This is a genomic window from Klebsiella sp. 1SOBk10mer (assembly GCF_046602535.1).
GTDB classification, from domain to species: domain Bacteria; phylum Pseudomonadota; class Gammaproteobacteria; order Enterobacterales; family Enterobacteriaceae; genus Klebsiella; species Klebsiella quasipneumoniae.
On sequence record NZ_JBKIUP010000006.1, the window covers coordinates 56,792 to 77,889 of the forward strand.

The window sequence follows — 21,098 nt, forward strand, 5'->3', positions numbered from 1 at the left end:
TATTTAGCATTTAACCCAGCTGCAGCAATACCTTGCAGCAAGTTTTCCGATCGTTGGCGAAAATCTCCATCGCCTCTTTTACCTGCTCCAGCGGCATGCAGTGGGTGATTAACGCCTCAGGCTGGATAAGGCCTTTCTCCATCCAGTCGATAACCAGCGGAAAACGCCCGCTGTTTAGCCGGGAGGAGAAAATGGAGATCTCTTTGCTGGTGATGCTTTGCTGGGTCAGGGTGGACGGCTCGCCGGAGAAGCCGAGTATGCCGATGCGTGCGGCGGGAGAGGCGAGGAGAATGGCCTCCTGAAGGATCGCCGGATGGCAGGCGGCATCGATGATCAGCGTGGGGGCTATCTGCCGCTGCGCCAGCTGTTCCGCCAGCGGCTGGTGAGTGTTATCCAGCGTCAAATCGGCGCCGTTGTCCCGCGCCATCTGCAGACGTTCGGCAATGCGGTCCACTACGATCACCTGCTTAACGCCATACACCCCCTTCAGCGCCTGGATCGCCGTCAGACCCATCGGACCTGCGCCGTAGATCAGGGCGATATCCTGCGCCGTGGGCTGCAGCTGGGCGGTAATGTTTGCCGCAATGGTAAAAGGCTCAACCATCGTCGCCTGACGATCGCTGATGGCCTCCGGAATGCGCCAGGCGTTTTTCGCCGGCACGCAGGCGTAGTCGCTGAATCCGCCGTCGCGGTGAACCCCGATGACCTGGAGCTGCGCACAGACATTCGGCCGCCCCACCGAGCAGGGATAACAATGGCCGCAGCTGACGACAGGGTCGACCGCGACGCGCTCGCCGATGCGTGCCGAAGAGACCTGCTCGCCGACGGCATCAATGATGCCGAAGAATTCATGGCCGATAACGCGAGGATATTTCGCGAAGGGGTTATGGCCTTGATAGATATGCACATCGGACCCGCAGATCCCGGCAAAGGCGATTTTCACCCGGACTTCGTGGGCGCCCGGAGCGGGAACCGGACGGGATTCGATGTTCAGTTGGCCTGGCTCTTTGACAACGACGCTTCTCATTTCTGTTTCTTCCCTTGTCTGTTTTCTGAACAAATAGCGTTATTTTTATTACCATACAAGTATGCAATTGATCATAACTAGCTCTGGATCACATTTGGCGAAGGTCGTCAGAAAAAGCCCGGGAATGATTAATTTATTGAAATAAATTGAGAAAAATTATGAATGCCGCGAAAGCGACCTTACCGACGAGCCGGTCAGCAGGAATGTGATCGTCATCACGACAGTTAAGGCTCAATCAATTATGATTACTGGTATGGTAGTAGGGTGAAATTAAACTATGTTGAGCAGGTGATGACGATGCAGATGACAATGCGCTGGTTTGGACCAGAGGAAGATAAGGTTTCATTAGAGCATATACGCCAGGTGCCCGGCGTGGAGGGAGTGGTCGGCGCGCTCTATGACGTCGCGGTCGGCGAGGTATGGCCGGAGGATAAAATTGAGCGTCTGGTCAGCCAGGCCCATGCCGCAGGCCTGAAAATGGAGGTGATAGAGAGCGTCAACATCCATGACGACATCAAAATCGGCCTCCCTTCCCGTGACCGCTATATTGCCAACTATCAGCAGACCATTCGCCACCTTGCCCGCTTCGGCGTCAAAGTCATCTGCTATAACTTCATGCCGGTGTTTGACTGGATGAAGACGGATATGAACTACGTCCTGCCGGATGGCTCGTTAACGATGGCTTTTGAGAAGAAAGATATCGATAAGCGGCTGGAAGACGTGGTGAAGGAGGTCCTGGAGAATTCAAACGGCTTCGCGTTGCCGGGCTGGGAGCCGGAACGGCTGGCGGAAGTGCAGACCCTGTTTGCCAAATATAGCGCGGTGGATGACCACAAGCTGCGGGAGAACCTGGTCTATTTTCTGCAGGCGGTGATCCCGGTTTGCGAAGAGGTGGGCGTGAAAATGGCGATCCATCCTGACGATCCGCCGTACTCGATATTTGGCCTGCCGCGGGTGGTCAAAAACCGCGACGATCTGGACTGGATCTGCCGGGCTGTCGATTCACCCGCCAACGGCATTACCCTCTGCACCGGCTCGATTGCCGAAGATCCGGATAACGACGTATACGCTATTCTGGCTGAGTTTACCCGCCGCAAGCGGATCCATTTTGCCCACGTCCGCAATATTAAACTGATGCAGGATAAAGACTTTTACGAGTGCGCCCATCCGTCAGAATACGGCTCCCTGGATATGTACAAGGTGATGCAAGCGTTGCACGATAACGGCTTCGACGGCTATATACGCCCGGATCATGGCCGCTTTATCTGGGGAGAGACCGGACGCCCGGGCTATGGTTTATACGATCGCGCACTCGGGGTGACCTACCTCAAAGGTCTCTGGGAGGCGCTAAGCAAGCGCTAGCCTCCTCCTGACCATGCCTCTTTTTAGCGGCTGGTTCGCCTTGGCGGCCAGCCGTCATATCGGCTCCTTCCCGCATTTTTTGCACAACTTACAGCGCATTGCTCAGAATTGAGTATTATTGTGCGGAGTTGTCGTGAAGGAATCCCCTATGAAGCAAATTCGTATGCTGGCGCAGTATTATGTCGACCTGATGATGAAGCTGGGTCTGGTCCGCTTTTCAATGCTGTTGGCTCTTGCGCTGGTGGTGCTGGCCATCGTGGTACAGATGGCGGTCACCATGGTGCTGCATGGCCAGGTTGAAAGCATCGACGTTATCCGCTCTATCTTCTTCGGTCTGCTCATCACCCCGTGGGCGGTCTACTTTCTCTCGGTGGTGGTGGAGCAACTCGAAGAGTCCCGCCAGCGTCTGTCGCGGCTGGTGGAGAAGCTGGAGGAGATGCGCGAGCGCGATCTGAAGCTGAATGTGCAGCTGAAAGACAATATCGCGCAGTTGAATCAGGAGATTGGCGAACGTGAAAAGGCGGAAGCCGAGCGTGAGACCACCCTTGAGCAGCTGAAGATCGAGATGAAAGAGCGTGAAGAGACGCAGATCCAGCTCGAACAGCAATCCTCCTTTCTGCGCTCTTTCCTCGACGCCTCCCCGGACCTGGTCTTTTACCGCAATGAGGATAAAGAGTTTTCCGGCTGTAACCGGGCGATGGAACTGCTGACCGGCAAAAGCGAGAAACAGCTGATCCACCTCAAACCACAGGACGTCTATAGCGAAGAAGCAGCGGAAAAGGTGCTGGAAACCGATGAGAAGGTGTTCCGCCACAATGTATCGCTGACCTATGAGCAGTGGCTGGACTATCCCGATGGCCGTAAAGCGTGCTTCGAAATCCGCAAGGTCCCGTACTACGATCGCGTCGGCAAGCGTCGCGGCCTGATGGGCTTCGGGCGCGATATCACCGAACGAAAACGCTATCAGGACGCCCTCGAACGCGCCAGCCGGGATAAAACCACCTTCATCTCCACCATCAGCCATGAGCTGCGTACCCCGCTGAACGGGATCGTCGGGCTGAGCCGAATTTTGCTGGATACCGAACTGACCAGCGAGCAGGAAAAATACCTGAAAACCATCCATGTCTCGGCGGTGACGCTGGGGAATATCTTCAATGATATTATCGACATGGATAAAATGGAGCGCCGTAAGGTACAGCTCGATAACCAGCCGGTGGACTTCACCAGCTTCCTTGCCGACCTTGAAAACCTTTCCGGTCTGCAGGCGCAGCAGAAGGGACTGCGCTTTGTGCTGGAGCCGAGCCTGCCGCTGCCGCACAAGGTGATCACCGACGGCACCCGCCTGCGGCAGATCCTGTGGAATCTTATCAGCAACGCCGTGAAATTTACCCCACAGGGCGGTGGGGTGAACGTCCGCGTGCGCTATGACGAAGGCGATATCCTGCACTTCGAAGTGGAAGACTCCGGGATTGGTATTCCTGAAGCGGAACAGGACAAAATATTCGCCATGTATTACCAGGTCAAAGACAGCCACGGCGGCAAACCAGCCACCGGCACCGGGATTGGCCTCGCCGTATCGCGCCGCCTGGCGCGCAATATGGGCGGCGATATCAGCGTCACCAGCCAGCCGGGTAAAGGAGCGACCTTTACGCTCACCGTCCATGCGCCTGCCATTGCGGAAGAAGTGGAAGATACCCTGGCGGAAGACGACATGCCATTACCGGCGCTCAACGTGCTGCTGGTAGAAGATATTGAGCTCAACGTCATCGTGGCGCGCTCGGTGCTGGAAAAGCTGGGCAACAGCGTGGATGTCGCGATGACCGGTAAAGCCGCGCTGGAGATGTTTGAGCCTGGTGAGTACGACCTGGTGCTGCTGGATATCCAGCTGCCGGATATGACGGGTCTGGATATCTCTCGTCAGCTAAAACAGAATTTTGCCGCGGATGAGCTGCCGCCGCTGGTAGCCCTGACCGCCAACGTGCTGAAGAATAAGAAAGAGTATCTTGATGCCGGCATGGACGATGTGCTGAGCAAGCCGCTATCGGTGCCGGCGCTGACGGCCATGATCAAAAAATTCTGGGATGCGCCGGAAGAGGAGGCGCAGGAAGCGCCGGCGGCCGATCTGCATAAAGCCGACGCGGTGCTGGATACCGATATGCTGGAGCAATACATCGAACTGGTGGGACCGAAGCTTATCAACGATGGCCTCGCGGTGTTTGAGAAGATGATGCCGGGCTATATGTCCGTCCTTGAGTCTAATCTCACCGCCCGCGATCAAAAAGGGATCGTCGAAGAGGGGCATAAGATCAAAGGGGCTGCGGGTTCTATTGGCCTGCGCCACATCCAGCAGCTGGGTCAGCAGATCCAGACGCCGGACCTGCCTGCCTGGTCTGATAATGTCGCTGAATGGGTTGAAGAGATGAAATCCGAGTGGCAAAACGACGTGGCAATTCTGAAGGCATGGGTGGCGAAGGCCGGGAAAAAATGACCCCGGACAGACCGGGGTGCGCGAATACTGCGCCAACACCAGGGAACTGGTGGTTGAGCCAGTGTGATTTGAGTGATGTTGTTACGTGGCGCAACCTGAGAAGTGGATTGCTCGCTCATTAAGATAGCAAAGCTTAACTAATTTGTTACATGAATCAGTAAAATATGTGAAGCATAGCGAGTAAATCGACATTTTTGACTGGTTTCAGTGAGTTGCATGGAGGAGCGAAGGCGATGAAAAAAATTGGTGTGGTACTGAGCGGCTGCGGCGTGTACGACGGCAGTGAAATTCATGAGGCAGTGATTACCCTGCTGGCGATCGCGCGCAACGGCGCGCAGGCGGTCTGCTTTGCGCCCGATAAACCGCAGCGCGACGTCATCAACCATCTGACGGGTGAACCGTTGACGGAGCAGCGCAACGTGCTGGTGGAAGCGGCGCGCATCGCCCGCGGCGACATCCTGCCGCTGGCGCAAGCGCGTGAGGAGACGCTGGACGCGCTGATCGTCCCCGGCGGCTTCGGCGCGGCGAAAAACTTAAGCAGCTTCGCTGCCGAGGGCAGCAAATGCGAGGTGGACCACGATCTGCGGGCCCTGGCGCTGGCGATGCATCAGGCCGGCAAGCCGCTGGGCTTTATGTGCATCGCTCCGGCGCTGCTGCCGAAGATCTTTGCGTTTCCGCTGCGGATGACTATCGGGACCGATCTCGACACTGCCGATGTGGTGGAGGAGATGGGGGCGGAGCATGTGCCTTGCCCGGTCGACGACATCGTGGTGGATGAAGAGAATAAAGTGGTCACCACCCCGGCGTATATGCTGGCGGAGAATATTGTGCAAGCCGCCACTGGGATCGAAAAACTGGTCGCCCGCGTGCTGGCGCTGAGCGCATGAAGCTCCGCATTGCGCCCTTCGCGCTGCTCAAACGACTGGCGCTGCGTCTGCTGCTGATCGCCGCCGTCTTCTGGGGCGGGGGGATCGCGCTGTTTAGCGTGCTGCCGGTGCCCTTTTCGGCAGTCATGCTTGAGCGGCAGGTAAGCGCCTGGCTGTCCGGCGATGTCCACTATCTGGCGCACTCCGACTGGGTCGCCATGGATAAGATCTCCCCGTGGATGGGGCTGGCGGTGATTGCCGCCGAAGATCAGAAGTTCCCGGAACACTGGGGGTTTGACGTCTCGGCAATCGAAAAGGCGCTGGCGCACAATGAGCGTCACGATACCCGCATCCGCGGCGCGTCAACGCTGTCGCAGCAGACGGCGAAAAACCTGTTTTTGTGGGATGGTCGTAGCTGGCTGCGCAAGGGGCTGGAGGCCGGATTGACCGTCGGCATGGAAATCGTGTGGAGTAAAAAGCGGATCCTGACCGTCTACCTGAATATTGCCGAGTTTGGCGAGGGGATTTTTGGGGTGGAAGCGGCCGCCCAGCGCTATTTTCATAAGCCCGCCAGCCAGTTGACGCCGGGGGAAGCGGCTCTGCTGGCCGCGGTGCTGCCAAACCCGATCCGCTATCGCGCCGACGCGCCTTCGGGCTATGTGCGCAACCGCCAGGCCTGGATCTTACGCCAGATGCAACAGCTGGGTGGGGAAGGGTTCATGCGTGAGCATAAGCTCTATTAGCGGGTAAATCCGGCGCCGGGGCTGGTACCGTCGCCAGTCTCCGTCGCCGGGAAGCGTCACTTTTAGTCTTCGTCAAACCCGGCATTAAACAGGGCAATCACTGCGGCGAGGGCTTCCACTTCCTGCGGACCGCTGGCTTCCACCTCTATCTGCCGTCCTTTCGCCGAGTCCAGCATCAGCAGGGCAATGACGCTGTTGGCTTCCGCCTCCGTGCCTTCATCGTTGCGCAGCAACACCTCGGCATCGAAATTCTGCATCAGTTCGAACAGCTTCATCGCCGGGCGGGCGTGCATGCCCAGCTTATTGGTGATTTCAACGGTCTGCTTTACGGTCATGATTTACGTTTTTCCAGCGTCCGATGACGAGACTGCACGTTTTTGCCGCGCGAGCGGAAGTAGTCAGCCAGTTGTTCAGCAATATAAACCGAACGATGTTTACCGCCGGTGCAGCCAATGGCCACCGTCAGATAGCTGCGATTGTTGGTCTCCAGCATCGGTAACCATAGCTCAAGATAGCTCCGGGTCTGGTAAATAAAGTTGTGCACTTCGGTGTGCCGATCGAGGAAGGCGGCCACCGGCTTATCCAGACCGGTCATGGGACGCAGCTTCGGATCCCAGTGCGGGTTTGGCAGAAAGCGCACGTCAAAGACGTAATCGGCATCGATCGGGATACCGTGCTTAAAGCCGAAGGATTCGAAGACCATGGTCAGTTCGCGTTCTCGTTTACCCAGCAGCCGGGTGCGTAACATTTCCGCCAGCTCGTGAACCGACATCTCCGAGGTATCGACAATCAGATCGGCACGCGAGCGCAGGGGCTCCAGCAGATCGCTCTCTTCATCGATGGCGCTTTCCAGCGACAAATTCTTGCTCGACAGCGGATGCAGGCGACGGGTGTCGCTGTATCGACGGATCAGCGTGTTGCGATCGGCATCGAGAAACAGCAGCTGCGGCGAAAAGCACTCCGGCAGGTTTTTCATCGCCTGCTCGAAGATCTCCGGTGATTCCGGCATGTTCCGCACGTCGATGCTGACGGCCGCCGAAATATTGCGGTCAGCCAGCGACCGTGCCAGATCGGGCAGCAGCACGACCGGCAGGTTATCCACGCAGTAAAAGCCCATATCTTCCAGCGCTCGCAGAGCGACGGATTTACCCGAGCCCGAGCGGCCGCTGACGATCATCAGTACCATGTACCGTTTCTCCTCAGTACGATAAAGGATAAGGTGCGACTGCCGTTATGCGTCATCGCTGCTTCCTGCTTCGGTGATGATCTCATACAACTCTTCATCGCTCTGCGCCGCGCGCAGGCGACGACAAATCGCTTTGTCGGCCAGCCGTTTGGCCACCAGGGAGAGCGTATGCAGGTGGGTTTTTGTCTGATCGGCCGGCACCAGCAGCGCGAACAGCAGGTCGACAGGCTGATTGTCGATCGCGTCGAAGGCGATGGGGGTTTCCAGCTGGACAAAAACGCCGACAGCACGCAGCGTATCCTCTTCCAGTTTTCCGTGGGGAATGGCGATACCATTGCCAATCCCGGTACTGCCCATTTTTTCGCGGGTGAGGATCGCTTCGAACACCACCTGCGGCGGCAAACTTAACTGTTTGGCGGCCAGTTCGCTAATGATTTCCAGAGCACGCTTCTTGCTCTGGCAGTGAACCTGGCTACGGGTACATTCCTGGTTCAGGACGTTGCTCAGTTGTAGAGCCGAATCGTTGTTCATCATAATTTCACCTGAGCGCCCCCGCGCCCGTCGCCGATGTTACCTGGCGGCTGACGCAGGGGGGCCCGGACAATTAGTGTTGTTTTAGTTTATCTTTATGCTTCGTTAACTGCCTTGCCAGCTTGTCGATAAGACCATCGACAGCTGCATACATATCCTGCCCTTCCGCACTGGCATGGATTTCGCCACCGTTGACATGCAGATTCGCGTCCGCAATTTGCGTCACTTTCTCTACTTTTAACACAATATAGACCTGATTGATCCGGTCGAAAAATTGTTCCAGCTTGCTGAACTTCGCCGTGACGAAGTCGCGCATCGCGGGAGTGATCTCGACGTTGTGTCCTGTAATGTTGAGCTGCATAGTGTCTTCCTTATCGGTTGTGTCAGACCAGTTGTTTACGCTGGTTTGACGGCGGGATGGATAAAGACTCTCTGTACTTCGCGACAGTGCGGCGCGCGACCATGATACCCTGCTCGGACAGCATGGAGGTGAGCTTACTGTCGCTCAACGGCTTCGCGGGATTTTCCGCGGCGATGAGTTTCTTCACCAGCGCGCGAATCGCCGTCGACGAGGCTTCGCCGCCGCCTTCGGTATTGACATGGCTGGAGAAGAAATACTTCAGTTCAAAAATACCGCGCGGACTGTGCAGATATTTTTGCGTGGTGACACGGGAAATCGTCGATTCATGCATCTCGACGGCCTGGGCGATATCGGCCAGCACCATCGGCTTCATATACTCTTCACCCTGTTCGAAAAAAGCCTGCTGTTGTTCTACGATGCAGCGGCTCACGCGCAGCAGGGTATCGTTGCGGCTTTCCAGACTTTTAATCAGCCAGCGGGCTTCCTGCAGATTGCTGCGAATGAACTGGCCGTCGGCGTCATTGCGGGCGCTGTTGCCCATTGCCGCATACTGCTGATTAATTTTCAGCCGTGGAATGCTGTCGGCGTTGAGCTCCACGGTCCAGCGGCCGCTGACCTTGCGCACCAGCACGTCGGGAATGACATATTCCGGTTCGCTGGTTTGAATGGACTGGCCGGGACGGGGATCCAGGGACTGGATCAGGTTCACCGCCTCTTTCAGCACCTCTTCTTTCAGCCGGGTCACCCGCATCAGGGTGCGGAAATCATGGTTGGCCAGAAGATCGAGATGATCGCTGATAATCAGCCGGGCCTCTTCCAGCCACGGCGTCTCTTTGGCGAATTGCGAGAGCTGGATCAGCAGACAGTCGCGCAGATCTTTCGCCGCGACGCCAACCGGATCAAAACGCTGGATGCGCTTCAGGACGGCTTCCACTTCTTCGAGGCCGATCTCCTCATCGCCGATGCTGTCGACGATATCTTCAATCTGAACGGTGAGGTAGCCCGTATCGTCGACGGCGTCGACAATGGAGGTGGCGATGGCGCGGTCGGTATCGGTGAAGGGCGTCAGCTCGACCTGCCACATCAGGTAATCCTGCAGCGTCTGGGTGGTCTCGCCTTGATAAACGGGGAGTTCGTCGTCCTGGTAGTCCACGCCGTTGCCTGACGGTGTACCGGCGGTATAGATTTCATCCCAGCTGGCATCGAGAGGAAGCTCGTCGGGCATCTCTTTTTGCTCAAGTGCGTCGACGGTATCGAGAGACTCGCGGTCCTCCACCTCTTTCGCCTCTACCTCGTCGTGAAGATCGGTTTGCTCAAGCAACGGGTTACTTTCCAGCGCTTGCTGGAGCTCTTGCTGGAGTTCTAACGTGGACAACTGCAGCAAACGAATCGCCTGCTGCAGCTGCGGCGTCATGGCAAGCTGTTGGCTAAGCCTTAATTGCAAACCTTGCTTCATGTTCAGGGTAAATATCTCCGGCTAAAACGTCTGTAACCTCTACCCTATCAGAGTCTGAAGTCTTCCCCAAGATACACGCGCTTAACCTGCTCATCTTCGAGGATCTGCTGCGGTGTACCATGAGCGATAAGGTGTCCCTGACTGACAATATACGCGCGTTCGCAGACCGCGAGAGTCTCTCTGACGTTATGGTCGGTAATCAGTACGCCGAGGCCGCTGTCGCGCAAATGCTCAATGATGCGTTTGATGTCGATAACCGAGATCGGATCCACGCCGGCAAAGGGTTCATCCAGAAGAATAAATTTCGGGTTGGCCGCCAGCGCGCGGGCGATTTCGACGCGGCGGCGTTCACCACCGGAGAGCGCCTGACCGAGGCTGTCGCGCAGGTGCTCAATATGAAACTCTTCCATCAGCTCTTTGGCGCGATCTTCCCGCTGCTCGCTACTCAAATCGTCACGGATCTGCAGGACCGCCATCAGGTTGTCATAAACGCTCAGGCGACGAAAAATCGAGGCTTCCTGCGGCAGATAGCCGATCCCCCGGCGCGCGCGCGCGTGCAGCGGCAGCAGGCTGATGTCTTCGTCATCAATGATAATATTGCCCGCGTCGCGCGGCACAATCCCGACCACCATATAGAAGGTGGTGGTTTTACCGGCGCCGTTGGGGCCAAGCAAGCCGACAATCTCCCCCGAGTTAACGGTGAGACTGACATCTTCCACCACGCGGCGGCCTTTATACGCTTTAGCGAGATTCTTCGCAGTTAAGGTTGCCATAACGGATTAGTTACTCTTCTTTTGCTGGTTGCCGCTTTTGTCCTGCAGCTCGGACGGCACCAGAACGGTGGTGACGCGTCGACCTTTGTCGCTGAAGGCCTGCATTTTTTGCTCTTTCACCAGATAGGTGATCTTGTCGCCCTTGATGTTGCTGTCGAGCTGTTCAAGGTACGCGTTGCCGGTCAGCACGACGTAATCGTTCTGCAGCTCATAGCGCATTTTCGACGCCCGGCCTTTTACCGGTTTGCCGTTATCCTGCATCTGGTAGAAGGTGGCCGGGTTACCGAAACCTTCGATCACCTCTTTGCCTTTTTCATTGCCCGGACGGGTGACCACCACTTTATCAGCGTTAATTTTGATCGTCCCCTGAGTCACGACCACGTTACCGGTGAAGGTGACGACATTGCCCTGCATATCCAGCGACTGCTGATCGGATTCGATATGGATCGGCTGATCGGTATCGCCCGTCTTGGCGAGGGCCGGCAGGCTGGCGGCCAGTAACGCGCCGGCGAGCGCAATCTTAAGGCTGAGTTTGTTTGTTCTGAATTTCATAAGAGGTTCTCACCTTTTCAATCAGCTCGGCATTTTTGCTGCGAAGGTTTCCACGCATTTTCAGGCCGCTGGAATTAAATGTGGTGCCGTATAACGTCACCATGTCATCAGAGGTAACGTCCTGCGTTACCAGATTTATCTGGGCGTTATCCGTCGTAATTTTGCGCAGTTGAGAGTCAGGCGCGAGCGCATTCACCTCAACGTGCCCGTAAAGATAGAGCATCCGGTCATTTGTCAGCTTCGCTTTATCTGCTCTGACTGACCAGGTCGGCACCTTATTGGTATCAAAGGTGGTCATCACTGGTTTGGTAAACCAGGAGACCTCCTGATCGGAAAAATACTCCACATGCTCGGCAATCAGCCGATAGCTCAGGGCGCCTTCCGGACTGTACACCACGGTGTCAGTGTGTTCGCTTTTATACGTCGGGTCGTTGGGATTGACCTCCTGCTGGGCCGTGTCGTCCGTATTCGCCAGATTCAGGCCGATGAGGATCAGCGCGAGCAGCGACAGTAAAATGATAACCCAACGTCTGGTTTTACTCATATTGATTGCCCTTTGGCCTCATCCAGCTTGCCCTGCGCCAATAGTAACAAATCGCAGACTTCGCGTACCGCGCCGCGTCCGCCATTAATCCGGGTGATGTAATCGGCGCGCGGCAGCAGCAGCGGATGCGCATCCGCGACGGCGACGCTAAGCCCCACTTCGGCCATCACCGGCCAGTCAATCAGATCGTCGCCGATGTAGGCGACTTCCTCTGGCCGCACGCCCAGTTTGTCAGTGAGATCGCGGAACGCCAGCAGCTTGTCCGACTGCCCCTGATACAAATGCGTGATGCCCAACGTCTGACAGCGATCTTCTACCAGTTTAGCTTTTCGTCCGGTAATAATCGCCACTTCAATGCCAGAGGTCAGCGCGCAGCGGATACCATAGCCATCGCGGACGTTGAACGCTTTCAGCTCCTCGCCGTGATTACCCATATAGATAAGCCCGTCGGATAATACACCGTCGACATCGAGGATCAGTAAACGGATCTTAGCCGCGCGATCGAGAAACGTCTGGCTTACCGGCCCATAGCAGGTCGCTAACGGAGCATCAGCATTATTCATTATTTTTTCCTTACTTACACTACGCCCGCGCGCAGGAGATCGTGCATATGTACCACACCCAGCAGATGGTCGCCATCGGCAACCAGCACGCAGGTGATATGACGGGATTGCATCAGGTTTAGCGCATCCACCGCCAGGGTGCCGGGACGGATACGGATCCCTCCCCGGGTCATGACGTCGGCAATGCTGGCATCGCGCATATCAACGCCGGTGTCGAAGACCCGGCGCAGGTCACCGTCGGTAAAGATACCGATGATGTTCATGTCGTCATCGCAGATAGCGGTCATACCTAAATTTTTACGGGTGATTTCCAGCAGCGCATCGCGCAGGGTGGCCTGCAGGCCGACGTGCGGGATCTCATCACCGGTATGCATAATATCATTGACGCGCAGCAACAGCTTACGACCGAGTGCGCCACCCGGATGCGAGAGAGCGAAATCCTCAGCGGTAAAGCCGCGGGCTTCCAGCAGGGCGACGGCGAGGGCATCGCCCATCACCAGCGCGGCGGTGGTGCTGGAGGTGGGCGCCAGCCCTAACGGACAGGCCTCCTTCGGCACTTTCACGCACAGATGGATATCCGCCGCGCGCGCCATGCTGCTTTCAGGCCGGCTGGTGATGCAGATAAGCTTCACCTGCTGGCGTTTCAGTACCGGGATCAGCGCGAGGATTTCGTTCGATTCGCCGGAGTTCGACAATGCAATCACCACGTCCTGCGGCGTAACCATGCCCAAATCGCCGTGCGCGGCTTCGCCTGGGTGGACAAAAAATGCCGACGTGCCGGTACTGGCGAAGGTTGCCGCCATTTTGCGGCCGATATGGCCGGATTTGCCCATCCCCATCACCACGACCTTCCCGCCGCAGCGGAAAATCGTTTCGCAGGCGCGGGTGAAATCGTCATTTATATACTGATCGAGCTGGGCCAGACCTTCACGTTCAATTTCCAGCACCTGACGGCCTGCCTGTTGAAAGTCAAAATCCGTGGGCAAATCTATTTGCGACATGATGTTATCCCGAGTCATTCAACGAAGAGCGGCGCTGTCCAGAACAGCATCGCCAACCAAACCACAAAACCGCCGACCAGCAGCGCGCCAACCAGTCGTCCCGGCTGCTGCTGGCGGCGCCAGCACAGCACGGCGAAGATCAGGCTGACCAGCAACATCACGCCATAGTCGCGGGTAAAGGCTTCCGCCGCAAAGGCTCCCGGCGCGATCAGCGCCGGCAAACCCAGCACCAGCGCAATATTGAGGATATTTGCGCCGATGATATTGCCGATGGCAATGTCATCTTCCCCTTTGCGCGCCCCGGCGATGGCGGTGGCCAGCTCCGGCAGGCTGGTGCCTATCGCCACTACCGTCAGGCCGACGGTCAGTTCACTGATGGCAAAATAGTTTGCCAGCACCGTACTGTTATCTACCACCATGCGGGTGGCCATCGGCATGACGATCATCGCCACCCCTAACCACAGCAGAGCGACCGGCAGCGACCCTTCACGCGGCAGTTCGGCCAGCTGTTCGCGGGTCAGGCTATCGCTTCCCTGGCGTTCCGCCAGACGGGCGATTTTGATGGTGAACAGCAGCCATAGCAGCGCCAGCGCCAGTAAAAACAGGCCGTCGAGACGGGACAGTTGACCATCATAGAGCACCAGCCCTGCCAGTACGCTGACCAGCAACATTAGCGGTAATTCGCGGCGCAGAATATCAGAATGCACGGTAAATGGCCTGAGTAAGGCAGCCAGACCGAGGATCAGGAGAATATTAGTAATGTTGGAGCCGAGCGCGGTGCCCACCGCCAGATCGGTCTGTCCATGCAGCGAGGCCGCGGTGGAAACCATGATCTCTGGCAGGCAAGTGCCAATACTCACCACCGTCATACCGATGATCAGCGGCGGGATCCCCAACATGCGACAGAGGATGGAGGCGGCATAGACCAGACGATCGGCGCTGTAGACAACCAGCAATAAACCAATAATTAACAGAGCCGTCGCTAAGAGCATCTAAAGTCCTTTCTTCAGGTATAATCGTCGCCTCGCTGGGTTATCCCTACGCAGCGTAACGAATTCTTAATTTTGACTTTATGCGTGCCAAAAGTAAAACAAATGCCAGCTTTCGCTAACCTGTGCAGGTAAGATTCTGTAAAAATGTTGTGATTGTGGCGTAAGAAAGGGCGATGCTTGCCCATCAGGTGCTTAGTAAGGATGATTTTATGAGCCAAACTCAGGCGAATTTAGTTGAAGTGCGCGGTATCCGCTTTTCTCGCGGCGATCGCGTGATCTTCGACGACATCTCGCTGTCGGTGCCACGCGGTAAAATTACTGCGATTATGGGACCTTCGGGGATCGGCAAGACTACCCTGTTACGCCTGATCGGCGGACAGATCCCGCCGGACAGGGGAGAGATCCTGTTCGATGGCGAGAACGTGCCGCAGATGACCCGTTCGCGTCTGTACACGGTGCGTAAGCGGATGAGCATGCTGTTCCAGTCCGGGGCGCTGTTCACCGACCTCAATGTCTTTGACAACGTCGCCTACCCGCTGCGCGAACATACGCATCTGCCGCCTGCGCTGCTGCATACGACGGTGATGATGAAGCTGGAGGCGGTAGGGCTGCGCGGTGCGGCGAAGTTAATGCCCTCTGAGCTTTCCGGCGGCATGGCGCGCCGCGCCGCCCTGGCGAGGGCCATTGCCCTGGAGCCGGATCTCATTATGTTCGACGAACCGTTCGTCGGGCAGGATCCCATCACCATGGGCGTGCTGGTGAAGCTGATTTCTGAACTCAACAGCACGCTGGGTGTCACCTGCATCGTGGTTTCGCACGATGTGCCTGAGGTGCTGAGCATTGCGGACTATGCGTATATCGTGGCGGATAAAAAGATTGTCGCCCACGGCAGCGCCCAGTCGCTACGTGAGAATGCTGACCCTCGGGTTCGTCAGTTCATTGATGGTATTGCCGACGGCCCGGTGCCGTTCCGTTATCCGGCTGGCGACTATCACCATGATTTATTAGGCATAGGGAGTTGAGCGACTGATGCTGTTTAATGCGCTGGCCGCGCTAGGCCATCGCGGTATTAAAACCACCGCGACCTTTGGACGCGCCGGATTAATGCTGTTCAACGCCGTTGTCGGCAAGCCAGAGTTTCGCAAGCACGCGCCGCTGCTGGTTCGTCAGCTCTACAACGTCGGCGTTCTGTCGATGCTGATTATCATTGTATCGGGCCTGTTTATCGGTATGGTGCTCGGGCTGCAGGGGTATCTGGTCTTAACCACCTACAGCGCAGAGACCAGTCTTGGCATGCTGGTGGCGCTGTCGCTGCTGCGCGAGCTGGGGCCGGTGGTCGCCGCGCTGCTGTTTGCCGGTCGCGCCGGGTCGGCGCTGACCGCCGAGATTGGCCTGATGCGGGCCACGGAACAGCTCTCCAGTATGGAGATGATGGCGGTGGATCCGCTGCGCCGCGTCATTTCTCCCCGTTTCTGGGCCGGCGTCATTTCGCTGCCGCTGCTGACGATTATCTTCGTTGCGGTGGGGATCTGGGGTGGAGCGCTGGTGGGCGTGAGCTGGAAAGGCATTGATGGTGGTTTTTTCTGGACCGCGATGCAAAATGCCGTCGACTGGCGAATGGATCTGGTGAACTGCCTGATTAAGAGCCTGGTATTCGCCATTACGGTAACCTGGATTGCGTTATTCAATGGTTATGACGCTATCCCCACTTCCGCCGGGATTAGCCGGGCGACTACGCGCACCGTGGTGCATGCGTCGCTGGCGGTTCTGGGGCTGGATTTTGTGCTGACTGCGCTGATGTTTGGGAATTGAGTTCATGCAAACGAAAAAAAATGAAATCTGGGTAGGGGTGTTCTTACTGGTGGCGCTGCTGGCGGCGCTGTTTGTCTGCCTGAAGGCGGCGAACGTCACCTCGCTACGTACCGAGCCGACTTACCGTCTTTACGCGACCTTCGATAATATCGGCGGCCTGAAAGCACGCTCGCCGGTGCGCATCGGCGGTGTGGTTGTTGGCCGCGTGGCGGACATCACCCTCGACCCGAAAACCTATCTGCCGCGCGTGGAGCTCGATATCGATGAGCGCTACAACCATATCCCCGATACCAGTTCGCTGGCGATCCGCACCTCTGGCCTGCTGGGCGAGCAGTATCTGGCGCTGAACGTCGGTTTTGAAGACCCGGACCTCGGGACGACTATTCTTAAAGACGGCGGTACTATCCAGGACACCAAGTCCGCTATGGTGCTGGAAGATCTGATTGGTCAGTTCCTTTATAACAGTAAGGGCGGCGACAATCAGAATTCTGGCAATGATAAGGCCGAGGCAGAAGGTCATACTGACGCGACGCCGGCAGCCGGCACGACGCATTAATTTCAGGAGAAACACGATATGTTTAAACGCTTACTCATGGTCGCCATGCTGGTGATTGCCCCGCTGACCGCCGCCCAGGCGGCAGACCAGTCCAATCCGTATAAGCTGATGAATGAAGCGGCGCAGAAAACCTTCGATCGCCTGAAGAATGAACAGCCGAAGATCAAGGCCAACCCTAACTATCTGCGCGACATCGTCGACCAGGAGCTTCTGCCTTATGTGCAGGTGAAGTATGCCGGCGCGTTGGTGCTGGGCCGCTATTACAAAGAAGCTACCCCGGCGCAGCGTGAAGCCTATTTTGCCGCCTTCCGTGAATACCTGAAGCAGGCCTATGGCCAGGCGTTGGCAATGTACCATGGTCAGACCTACCAGATTGCCCCGGAACAGCCGCTGGGCAGCGCGACCATCATTCCGATCCGCGTCACTATCATCGACCCGAACGGCCGTCCGCCGGTACGTCTCGACTTCCAGTGGCGTAAAAATACCCAGACCGGCAACTGGCAGGCCTACGATATGATTGCGGAAGGGGTCAGCATGATCACCACCAAACAAAACGAGTGGAGCGACCTGCTGCGTACCAAGGGCGTTGATGGCCTGACCGCGCAGCTCAAAGCGATCTCCGCTCAGCCGATCACCCTGGAACAGAAAAAATAATGAGCGGGCAGCTGAGCTGGACTCGTGATGGCGAGACGCTGGCGCTGCACGGAGAGCTGGACCAGGATCTGCTGGTCCCGCTCTGGGAGGCACGCGCCCAGGCGACAGCCGGGACAGCGATCATCGATCTCAGTCAGACCACGCGCGTGGACACGGCGGGCCTGGCGCTGTTAGTACATTTTGTGGCGCTGATTCGCCGCCAGGGCCGGGAAGCGCAGCTGATCGGCAAGAGCGAAAATCTGCAAACGCTGGTCGGTCTTTACAACCTGCCTGTCGATATGATCCCATAATCTTTTCAGTGTCTTAGCGCTGAAGCTATTCCGAAAGCCCCGGCAATCTTTTCGCCGGGGCTTTTTGCTTGTTTAAGACCGCGCCACTTTCCTCTAAGATGTTGGGCTGTTTTCACTATCAGATAAATTTGAGCCCATGGAAAATCATGAAATTCAGACCGTGCTGATGAACGCACTCCCCCTCCAGGAAGTCCACGTCTCTGGCGATGGCAGCCACTTTCAGGTTATTGCTGTGGGTGAGATGTTCGATGGCATGAGTCGGGTTAAAAAGCAGCAGAGCGTCTACGCGCCGCTGATGGAATATATTGCTGACAACCGCATCCATGCGCTGTCGATCAAGGCCTTTACTCCGCAGGAGTGGGCGCGAGACCGCAAACTAAATGGCTTCTAAGCTGTGGGGGATCCCCTGCAGCGTATGTGAATTTTTAATAGAGAACAGAATCAATGGATAAATTCCGTGTTCAGGGGCCGACTCGCCTTCAGGGCGAAGTCACCATCTCCGGTGCAAAAAACGCCGCCCTGCCAATCCTCTTTTCCGCGCTGCTTGCCGAAGAGCCGGTAGAGATCCAGAACGTACCTAAGCTGAAAGACATCGATACCACCATGAAGCTGCTGAGTCAGCTGGGCGCGAAGGTAGAGCGCAATGGTTCGGTGTGGATTGACGCCGGCCCGGTCGATGTATTCTGTGCTCCGTACGATCTGGTGAAAACCATGCGCGCCTCTATCTGGGCGCTGGGCCCGCTGGTGGCGCGTTTCGGTCAGGGACAAGTCTCTCTGCCTGGCGGCTGCGCCATCGGCGCGCGTCCGGTCGATCTGCATATTAGCGGCCTGGAACAGCTGGGCGCCGAGATCAAACTGGAAGAAGGTTATGTAAAAGCTTCGGTCAATGGTCGTCTGAAAGGCGCGCATATCGTGATGGATAAAGTGAGCGTCGGCGCCACCGTCACTATCATGAGCGCAGCGACCCTCGCCGAGGGGACGACGATTATCGAAAACGCCGCTCGCGAGCCGGAGATCGTCGATACCGCGAACTTCCTTAACGCGCTGGGCGCAAAAATCAGCGGCCAGGGTACCGATCGCATCACCATCGAAGGCGTGCAGCGTCTGGGCGGCGGCGTTTACCGTGTGCTGCCGGACCGTATTGAAACCGGGACCTTCCTGGTGGCCGCAGCCATTTCCGGCGGCAAGATCCTCTGCCGTAACGCGCAACCAGATACCCTCGATGCCGTACTGGCAAAGCTGCGCGACGCCGGAGCGGACATCGAAACGGGCGAAGACTGGATCAGCCTTGATATGCATGGCAACCGTCCGAAAGCGGTTAACGTGCGTACCGCGCCGCATCCGGGCTTCCCGACCGATATGCAGGCCCAGTTCACGCTGCTCAACCTGGTCGCGGAAGGGACCGGCGTGATCACCGAAACGATCTTTGAAAACCGCTTTATGCACATTCCGGAACTGATCCGTATGGGTGCTCACGCGGAGATCGAGAGCAATACCGCGATCTGTCATGGCGTGAAGCAGCTTTCGGGCGCGCAGGTGATGGCGACCGATTTGCGTGCTTCGGCGAGCCTCGTGCTGGCAGGTTGTATCGCTGAGGGAACCACCATCGTCGATCGCATCTATCATATCGATCGTGGCTATGAGCGTATTGAAGATAAACTGCAGGCGCTGGGTGCCAATATTCAGCGCGTGAAAGGCGAGTAATCGCGTCCTGACAGGGCCCGGGTGTCTCTCCCGGGTCCTTGTCGCATAATCACATCACTTGTCCATCTTCTTCTGACGCATCATCTGCGTTCTGTCGATAAACTCATGCGTTACCGGATCATGGTAGCGTGACGGCCAGATGACCCATGGCTGTGTATCCAGCGCCGTGGCGATGATTAATTCGCCTTTCGGCCAGGGGCGGGTCAGGGCGTTCGCCAGCGTTGAAGAACTCAGACCGTGCCGTCGCGACTCTGCCGCCAGCGATGTTCCCCGTTTACGTAATCCAGCAACAATATCTGCGGGATGCCAGTCGATGAACTTATCCATAAATTCTCCTGGTGATAAAGATCCTGAACGGCCCATATGGGCAACGGAGACACTATACCCGCGCACCAGGTAAGGTTCTAACAAGTTCTGTTAAAGCGTCGGAATATTCAGAATGTATCAAGATATCGGGAAATTTACGGTAGGGAATGGATTTTTACTGGAACTTTCCCGCGCACTGCGCGGGAAGGGAGAGGGGATTAATGATCGCGCTGAACCGCGATATGCGCCAGCCCGATCAAGGCTTCACGCCAGGGGGTGTCCGGGAGAATCTGCAGCGCGGCAATCGCTTTGTCAGCTTCTTCTTCAGCACGTTTCTGCGTCCACTCCAGCGAACCGCAGGCAGCCATCGTTTCCAGGACGGCATCCAGCAGATGGCGGCCGTTGCCCTGCTCGATAGCCCCGCGGATCATCGCCGATTGATCGGCGGTACCATGGTGCATGGCGTGTAGCAGCGGTAGCGTCGGTTTGCCTTCGTTGAGGTCATCACCGACGTTTTTACCGAGCCGCTCTCCGTCTGAGCTGTAATCGAGTAAATCGTCGATCAGCTGGAAAGCGGTGCCGAGATAGCGGCCATAATCCTGCAACGCGCGCTCTTCTTCCGCAGTGCAGTCGGCCAGCAGTCCCGCACACTGCGAGGCTGCCTCAAACAGACGCGCCGTCTTGCTGTAGATGACGCGCATGTAGTTCTCTTCCGTGATATCCGGGTCATTGACGTTCATCAGCTGCAGCACTTCGCCTTCGGCAATGACGTTCACCGCTTCCGACATGACCTCGAGGATCTTCAGCGAGCCCAGCTGGGTCATCATCTGAAAGGCGCGGGTATAGATAAAATCGCCGACCAGCACGCTGGCGGCATTGCCAAACGCCGCATTTGCCGTGGCTTTGCCGCGACGCATATCAGACTCATCGACGACGTCGTCATGCAGCAGGGTGGCGGTATGAATAAATTCAATCAGCGCAGCAATGGTGACATGCGCGCTCCCCTGATAACCCACCGCGCGCGCGGCGAGCACAGCAATCATCGGGCGAATGCGTTTGCCGCCGCCGCTGACGATGTAATAGCCTAACTGATTGATAAGCTGAACATCGGAGTTGAGTTGCTCAAGAATCGTCGCATTGACACCCGCCATATCTTGCGCGGTTAACTCATTGATTTTTTCTAAATTCATCGCAAAAGCCGGGCCAAATGTCCTGTTACCATGAATCCAGGTGGGATCACAGAAGGATTAAGACAGAATTAAAAGAAGATATGATTGTACTGAAAAATTGCCGTAGATAAACGTTGTCGTGAAAGTTGTGTTTTTTTTCTG

General features: G+C 56.7%; 25 protein-coding genes. 11 read left to right on the plus strand and 14 right to left on the minus strand.

Annotated elements, in window-relative coordinates:
* Positions 1-10: 10 nt before the first annotated feature.
* Positions 11-1,027, minus strand: a complete 1,017-nt coding sequence (locus ACLH1I_RS16490) for a Zn-dependent oxidoreductase (RefSeq protein ID WP_004206214.1) — start codon at positions 1,025-1,027, stop codon at positions 11-13.
* Positions 1,028-1,324: 297 nt separating this feature from the next.
* On the opposite strand from ACLH1I_RS16490, the gene uxuA reads away from it, so the two are divergent.
* The 4 genes from uxuA (at position 1,325) to mtgA (ending at position 6,486) form a co-directional block, all read left to right on the plus strand.
* Positions 1,325-2,389: a mannonate dehydratase gene (gene uxuA, locus ACLH1I_RS16495; protein ID WP_025999212.1), complete on the plus strand. Its 1,065-nt coding sequence runs from the start codon at positions 1,325-1,327 to the stop codon at positions 2,387-2,389.
* 148 nt (positions 2,390-2,537) lie between these two features.
* Entirely contained in the window at positions 2,538-4,877 is a 2,340-nt protein-coding gene (gene arcB, locus ACLH1I_RS16500; protein WP_023319214.1) for an aerobic respiration two-component sensor histidine kinase ArcB, read from the plus strand.
* 233 nt (positions 4,878-5,110) lie between these two features.
* Entirely contained in the window at positions 5,111-5,764 is a 654-nt protein-coding gene (gene elbB / locus ACLH1I_RS16505) for an isoprenoid biosynthesis glyoxalase ElbB (RefSeq protein WP_004206211.1), read from the plus strand.
* Complete coding sequence (gene mtgA / locus ACLH1I_RS16510) at positions 5,761-6,486, plus strand: monofunctional biosynthetic peptidoglycan transglycosylase (RefSeq protein ID WP_062913582.1); 726 nt, start codon at positions 5,761-5,763, stop codon at positions 6,484-6,486. Before elbB ends, mtgA begins: the two co-directional genes overlap by 4 nt.
* Positions 6,487-6,548: 62 nt before the next feature.
* Here mtgA and npr read toward each other — a convergent pair whose 3' ends face one another.
* The 11 genes from npr to ACLH1I_RS16565 form a co-directional block, all read right to left on the minus strand.
* Positions 6,549-6,821 carry a PTS phosphocarrier protein NPr gene (gene npr / locus ACLH1I_RS16515; protein ID WP_002918431.1) on the minus strand — a complete coding sequence of 91 codons (273 nt, stop codon included), beginning with the start codon at positions 6,819-6,821 and terminating at the stop codon, positions 6,549-6,551.
* Entirely contained in the window at positions 6,818-7,672 is an 855-nt protein-coding gene (gene rapZ / locus ACLH1I_RS16520) for an RNase adapter RapZ (protein WP_004206208.1), read from the minus strand. Before rapZ ends, npr begins: the two co-directional genes overlap by 4 nt.
* Positions 7,673-7,717: 45 nt before the next feature.
* A complete protein-coding gene (ptsN, locus tag ACLH1I_RS16525; protein ID WP_004144926.1) occupies positions 7,718-8,206 on the minus strand; it encodes a PTS IIA-like nitrogen regulatory protein PtsN in 489 nt (162 codons plus the stop codon).
* Between the two features lie 70 nt (positions 8,207-8,276).
* A complete protein-coding gene (hpf, locus tag ACLH1I_RS16530; protein ID WP_004206206.1) occupies positions 8,277-8,564 on the minus strand; it encodes a ribosome hibernation promoting factor in 288 nt (95 codons plus the stop codon).
* Positions 8,565-8,586: 22 nt separating this feature from the next.
* The gene (gene rpoN / locus ACLH1I_RS16535) at positions 8,587-10,020 is read right to left on the minus strand and encodes an RNA polymerase factor sigma-54 (RefSeq protein ID WP_004206204.1); all 1,434 of its coding nucleotides are present in this window, start codon (positions 10,018-10,020) and stop codon (positions 8,587-8,589) included.
* Between the two features lie 47 nt (positions 10,021-10,067).
* Positions 10,068-10,793: an LPS export ABC transporter ATP-binding protein gene (lptB, locus tag ACLH1I_RS16540; protein ID WP_004206203.1), complete on the minus strand. Its 726-nt coding sequence runs from the start codon at positions 10,791-10,793 to the stop codon at positions 10,068-10,070.
* A gap of 6 nt (positions 10,794-10,799) precedes the next feature.
* On the minus strand, positions 10,800-11,345 hold the full coding sequence (gene lptA / locus ACLH1I_RS16545) for a lipopolysaccharide ABC transporter substrate-binding protein LptA (protein WP_002918415.1): 546 nt from the start codon (positions 11,343-11,345) through the stop codon (positions 10,800-10,802).
* Complete coding sequence (lptC, locus tag ACLH1I_RS16550; protein ID WP_004206202.1) at positions 11,314-11,889, minus strand: LPS export ABC transporter periplasmic protein LptC; 576 nt, start codon at positions 11,887-11,889, stop codon at positions 11,314-11,316. The genes lptA and lptC overlap by 32 nt, the downstream gene beginning before the upstream one ends.
* A complete protein-coding gene (gene kdsC / locus ACLH1I_RS16555; protein ID WP_017899917.1) occupies positions 11,886-12,452 on the minus strand; it encodes a 3-deoxy-manno-octulosonate-8-phosphatase KdsC in 567 nt (188 codons plus the stop codon). Before kdsC ends, lptC begins: the two co-directional genes overlap by 4 nt.
* A 14-nt stretch (positions 12,453-12,466) precedes the next feature.
* Positions 12,467-13,471, minus strand: coding sequence for an arabinose-5-phosphate isomerase KdsD (gene kdsD / locus ACLH1I_RS16560; protein ID WP_075201808.1), 1,005 nt, complete (start codon positions 13,469-13,471; stop codon positions 12,467-12,469).
* On the minus strand, positions 13,468-14,445 hold the full coding sequence (locus ACLH1I_RS16565) for a calcium/sodium antiporter (RefSeq protein WP_004206198.1): 978 nt from the start codon (positions 14,443-14,445) through the stop codon (positions 13,468-13,470). The genes kdsD and ACLH1I_RS16565 overlap by 4 nt, the downstream gene beginning before the upstream one ends.
* Positions 14,446-14,654: 209 nt before the next feature.
* Here ACLH1I_RS16565 and mlaF point away from each other — a divergent pair, with 209 nt between their 5' ends.
* The 7 genes from mlaF to murA all read left to right on the plus strand — a co-directional run bounded on the left by mlaF (position 14,655) and on the right by murA (position 19,461).
* A complete protein-coding gene (gene mlaF, locus ACLH1I_RS16570) occupies positions 14,655-15,467 on the plus strand; it encodes a phospholipid ABC transporter ATP-binding protein MlaF (RefSeq protein ID WP_004206196.1) in 813 nt (270 codons plus the stop codon).
* Between the two features lie 7 nt (positions 15,468-15,474).
* The gene (gene mlaE, locus ACLH1I_RS16575; RefSeq protein ID WP_004150949.1) at positions 15,475-16,257 is read left to right on the plus strand and encodes a lipid asymmetry maintenance ABC transporter permease subunit MlaE; all 783 of its coding nucleotides are present in this window, start codon (positions 15,475-15,477) and stop codon (positions 16,255-16,257) included.
* Between the two features lie 4 nt (positions 16,258-16,261).
* Entirely contained in the window at positions 16,262-16,813 is a 552-nt protein-coding gene (mlaD, locus tag ACLH1I_RS16580) for an outer membrane lipid asymmetry maintenance protein MlaD (protein ID WP_004206195.1), read from the plus strand.
* 18 nt (positions 16,814-16,831) lie between these two features.
* A complete protein-coding gene (mlaC, locus tag ACLH1I_RS16585) occupies positions 16,832-17,467 on the plus strand; it encodes a phospholipid-binding protein MlaC (RefSeq protein ID WP_004206194.1) in 636 nt (211 codons plus the stop codon).
* Complete coding sequence (gene mlaB / locus ACLH1I_RS16590; RefSeq protein ID WP_048325846.1) at positions 17,467-17,757, plus strand: lipid asymmetry maintenance protein MlaB; 291 nt, start codon at positions 17,467-17,469, stop codon at positions 17,755-17,757. Before mlaC ends, mlaB begins: the two co-directional genes overlap by 1 nt.
* 136 nt (positions 17,758-17,893) lie before the next feature.
* Entirely contained in the window at positions 17,894-18,148 is a 255-nt protein-coding gene (ibaG, locus tag ACLH1I_RS16595) for a BolA family iron metabolism protein IbaG (protein WP_004144910.1), read from the plus strand.
* Between the two features lie 53 nt (positions 18,149-18,201).
* On the plus strand, positions 18,202-19,461 hold the full coding sequence (gene murA, locus ACLH1I_RS16600; protein ID WP_004206190.1) for a UDP-N-acetylglucosamine 1-carboxyvinyltransferase: 1,260 nt from the start codon (positions 18,202-18,204) through the stop codon (positions 19,459-19,461).
* Positions 19,462-19,515: 54 nt separating this feature from the next.
* Here murA and sfsB read toward each other — a convergent pair whose 3' ends face one another.
* Positions 19,516-19,788: a DNA-binding transcriptional regulator SfsB gene (gene sfsB, locus ACLH1I_RS16605; RefSeq protein ID WP_004206189.1), complete on the minus strand. Its 273-nt coding sequence runs from the start codon at positions 19,786-19,788 to the stop codon at positions 19,516-19,518.
* A gap of 197 nt (positions 19,789-19,985) precedes the next feature.
* Positions 19,986-20,957: an octaprenyl diphosphate synthase gene (gene ispB, locus ACLH1I_RS16610; RefSeq protein ID WP_004206188.1), complete on the minus strand. Its 972-nt coding sequence runs from the start codon at positions 20,955-20,957 to the stop codon at positions 19,986-19,988.
* Positions 20,958-21,098 lie beyond the last annotated feature (141 nt).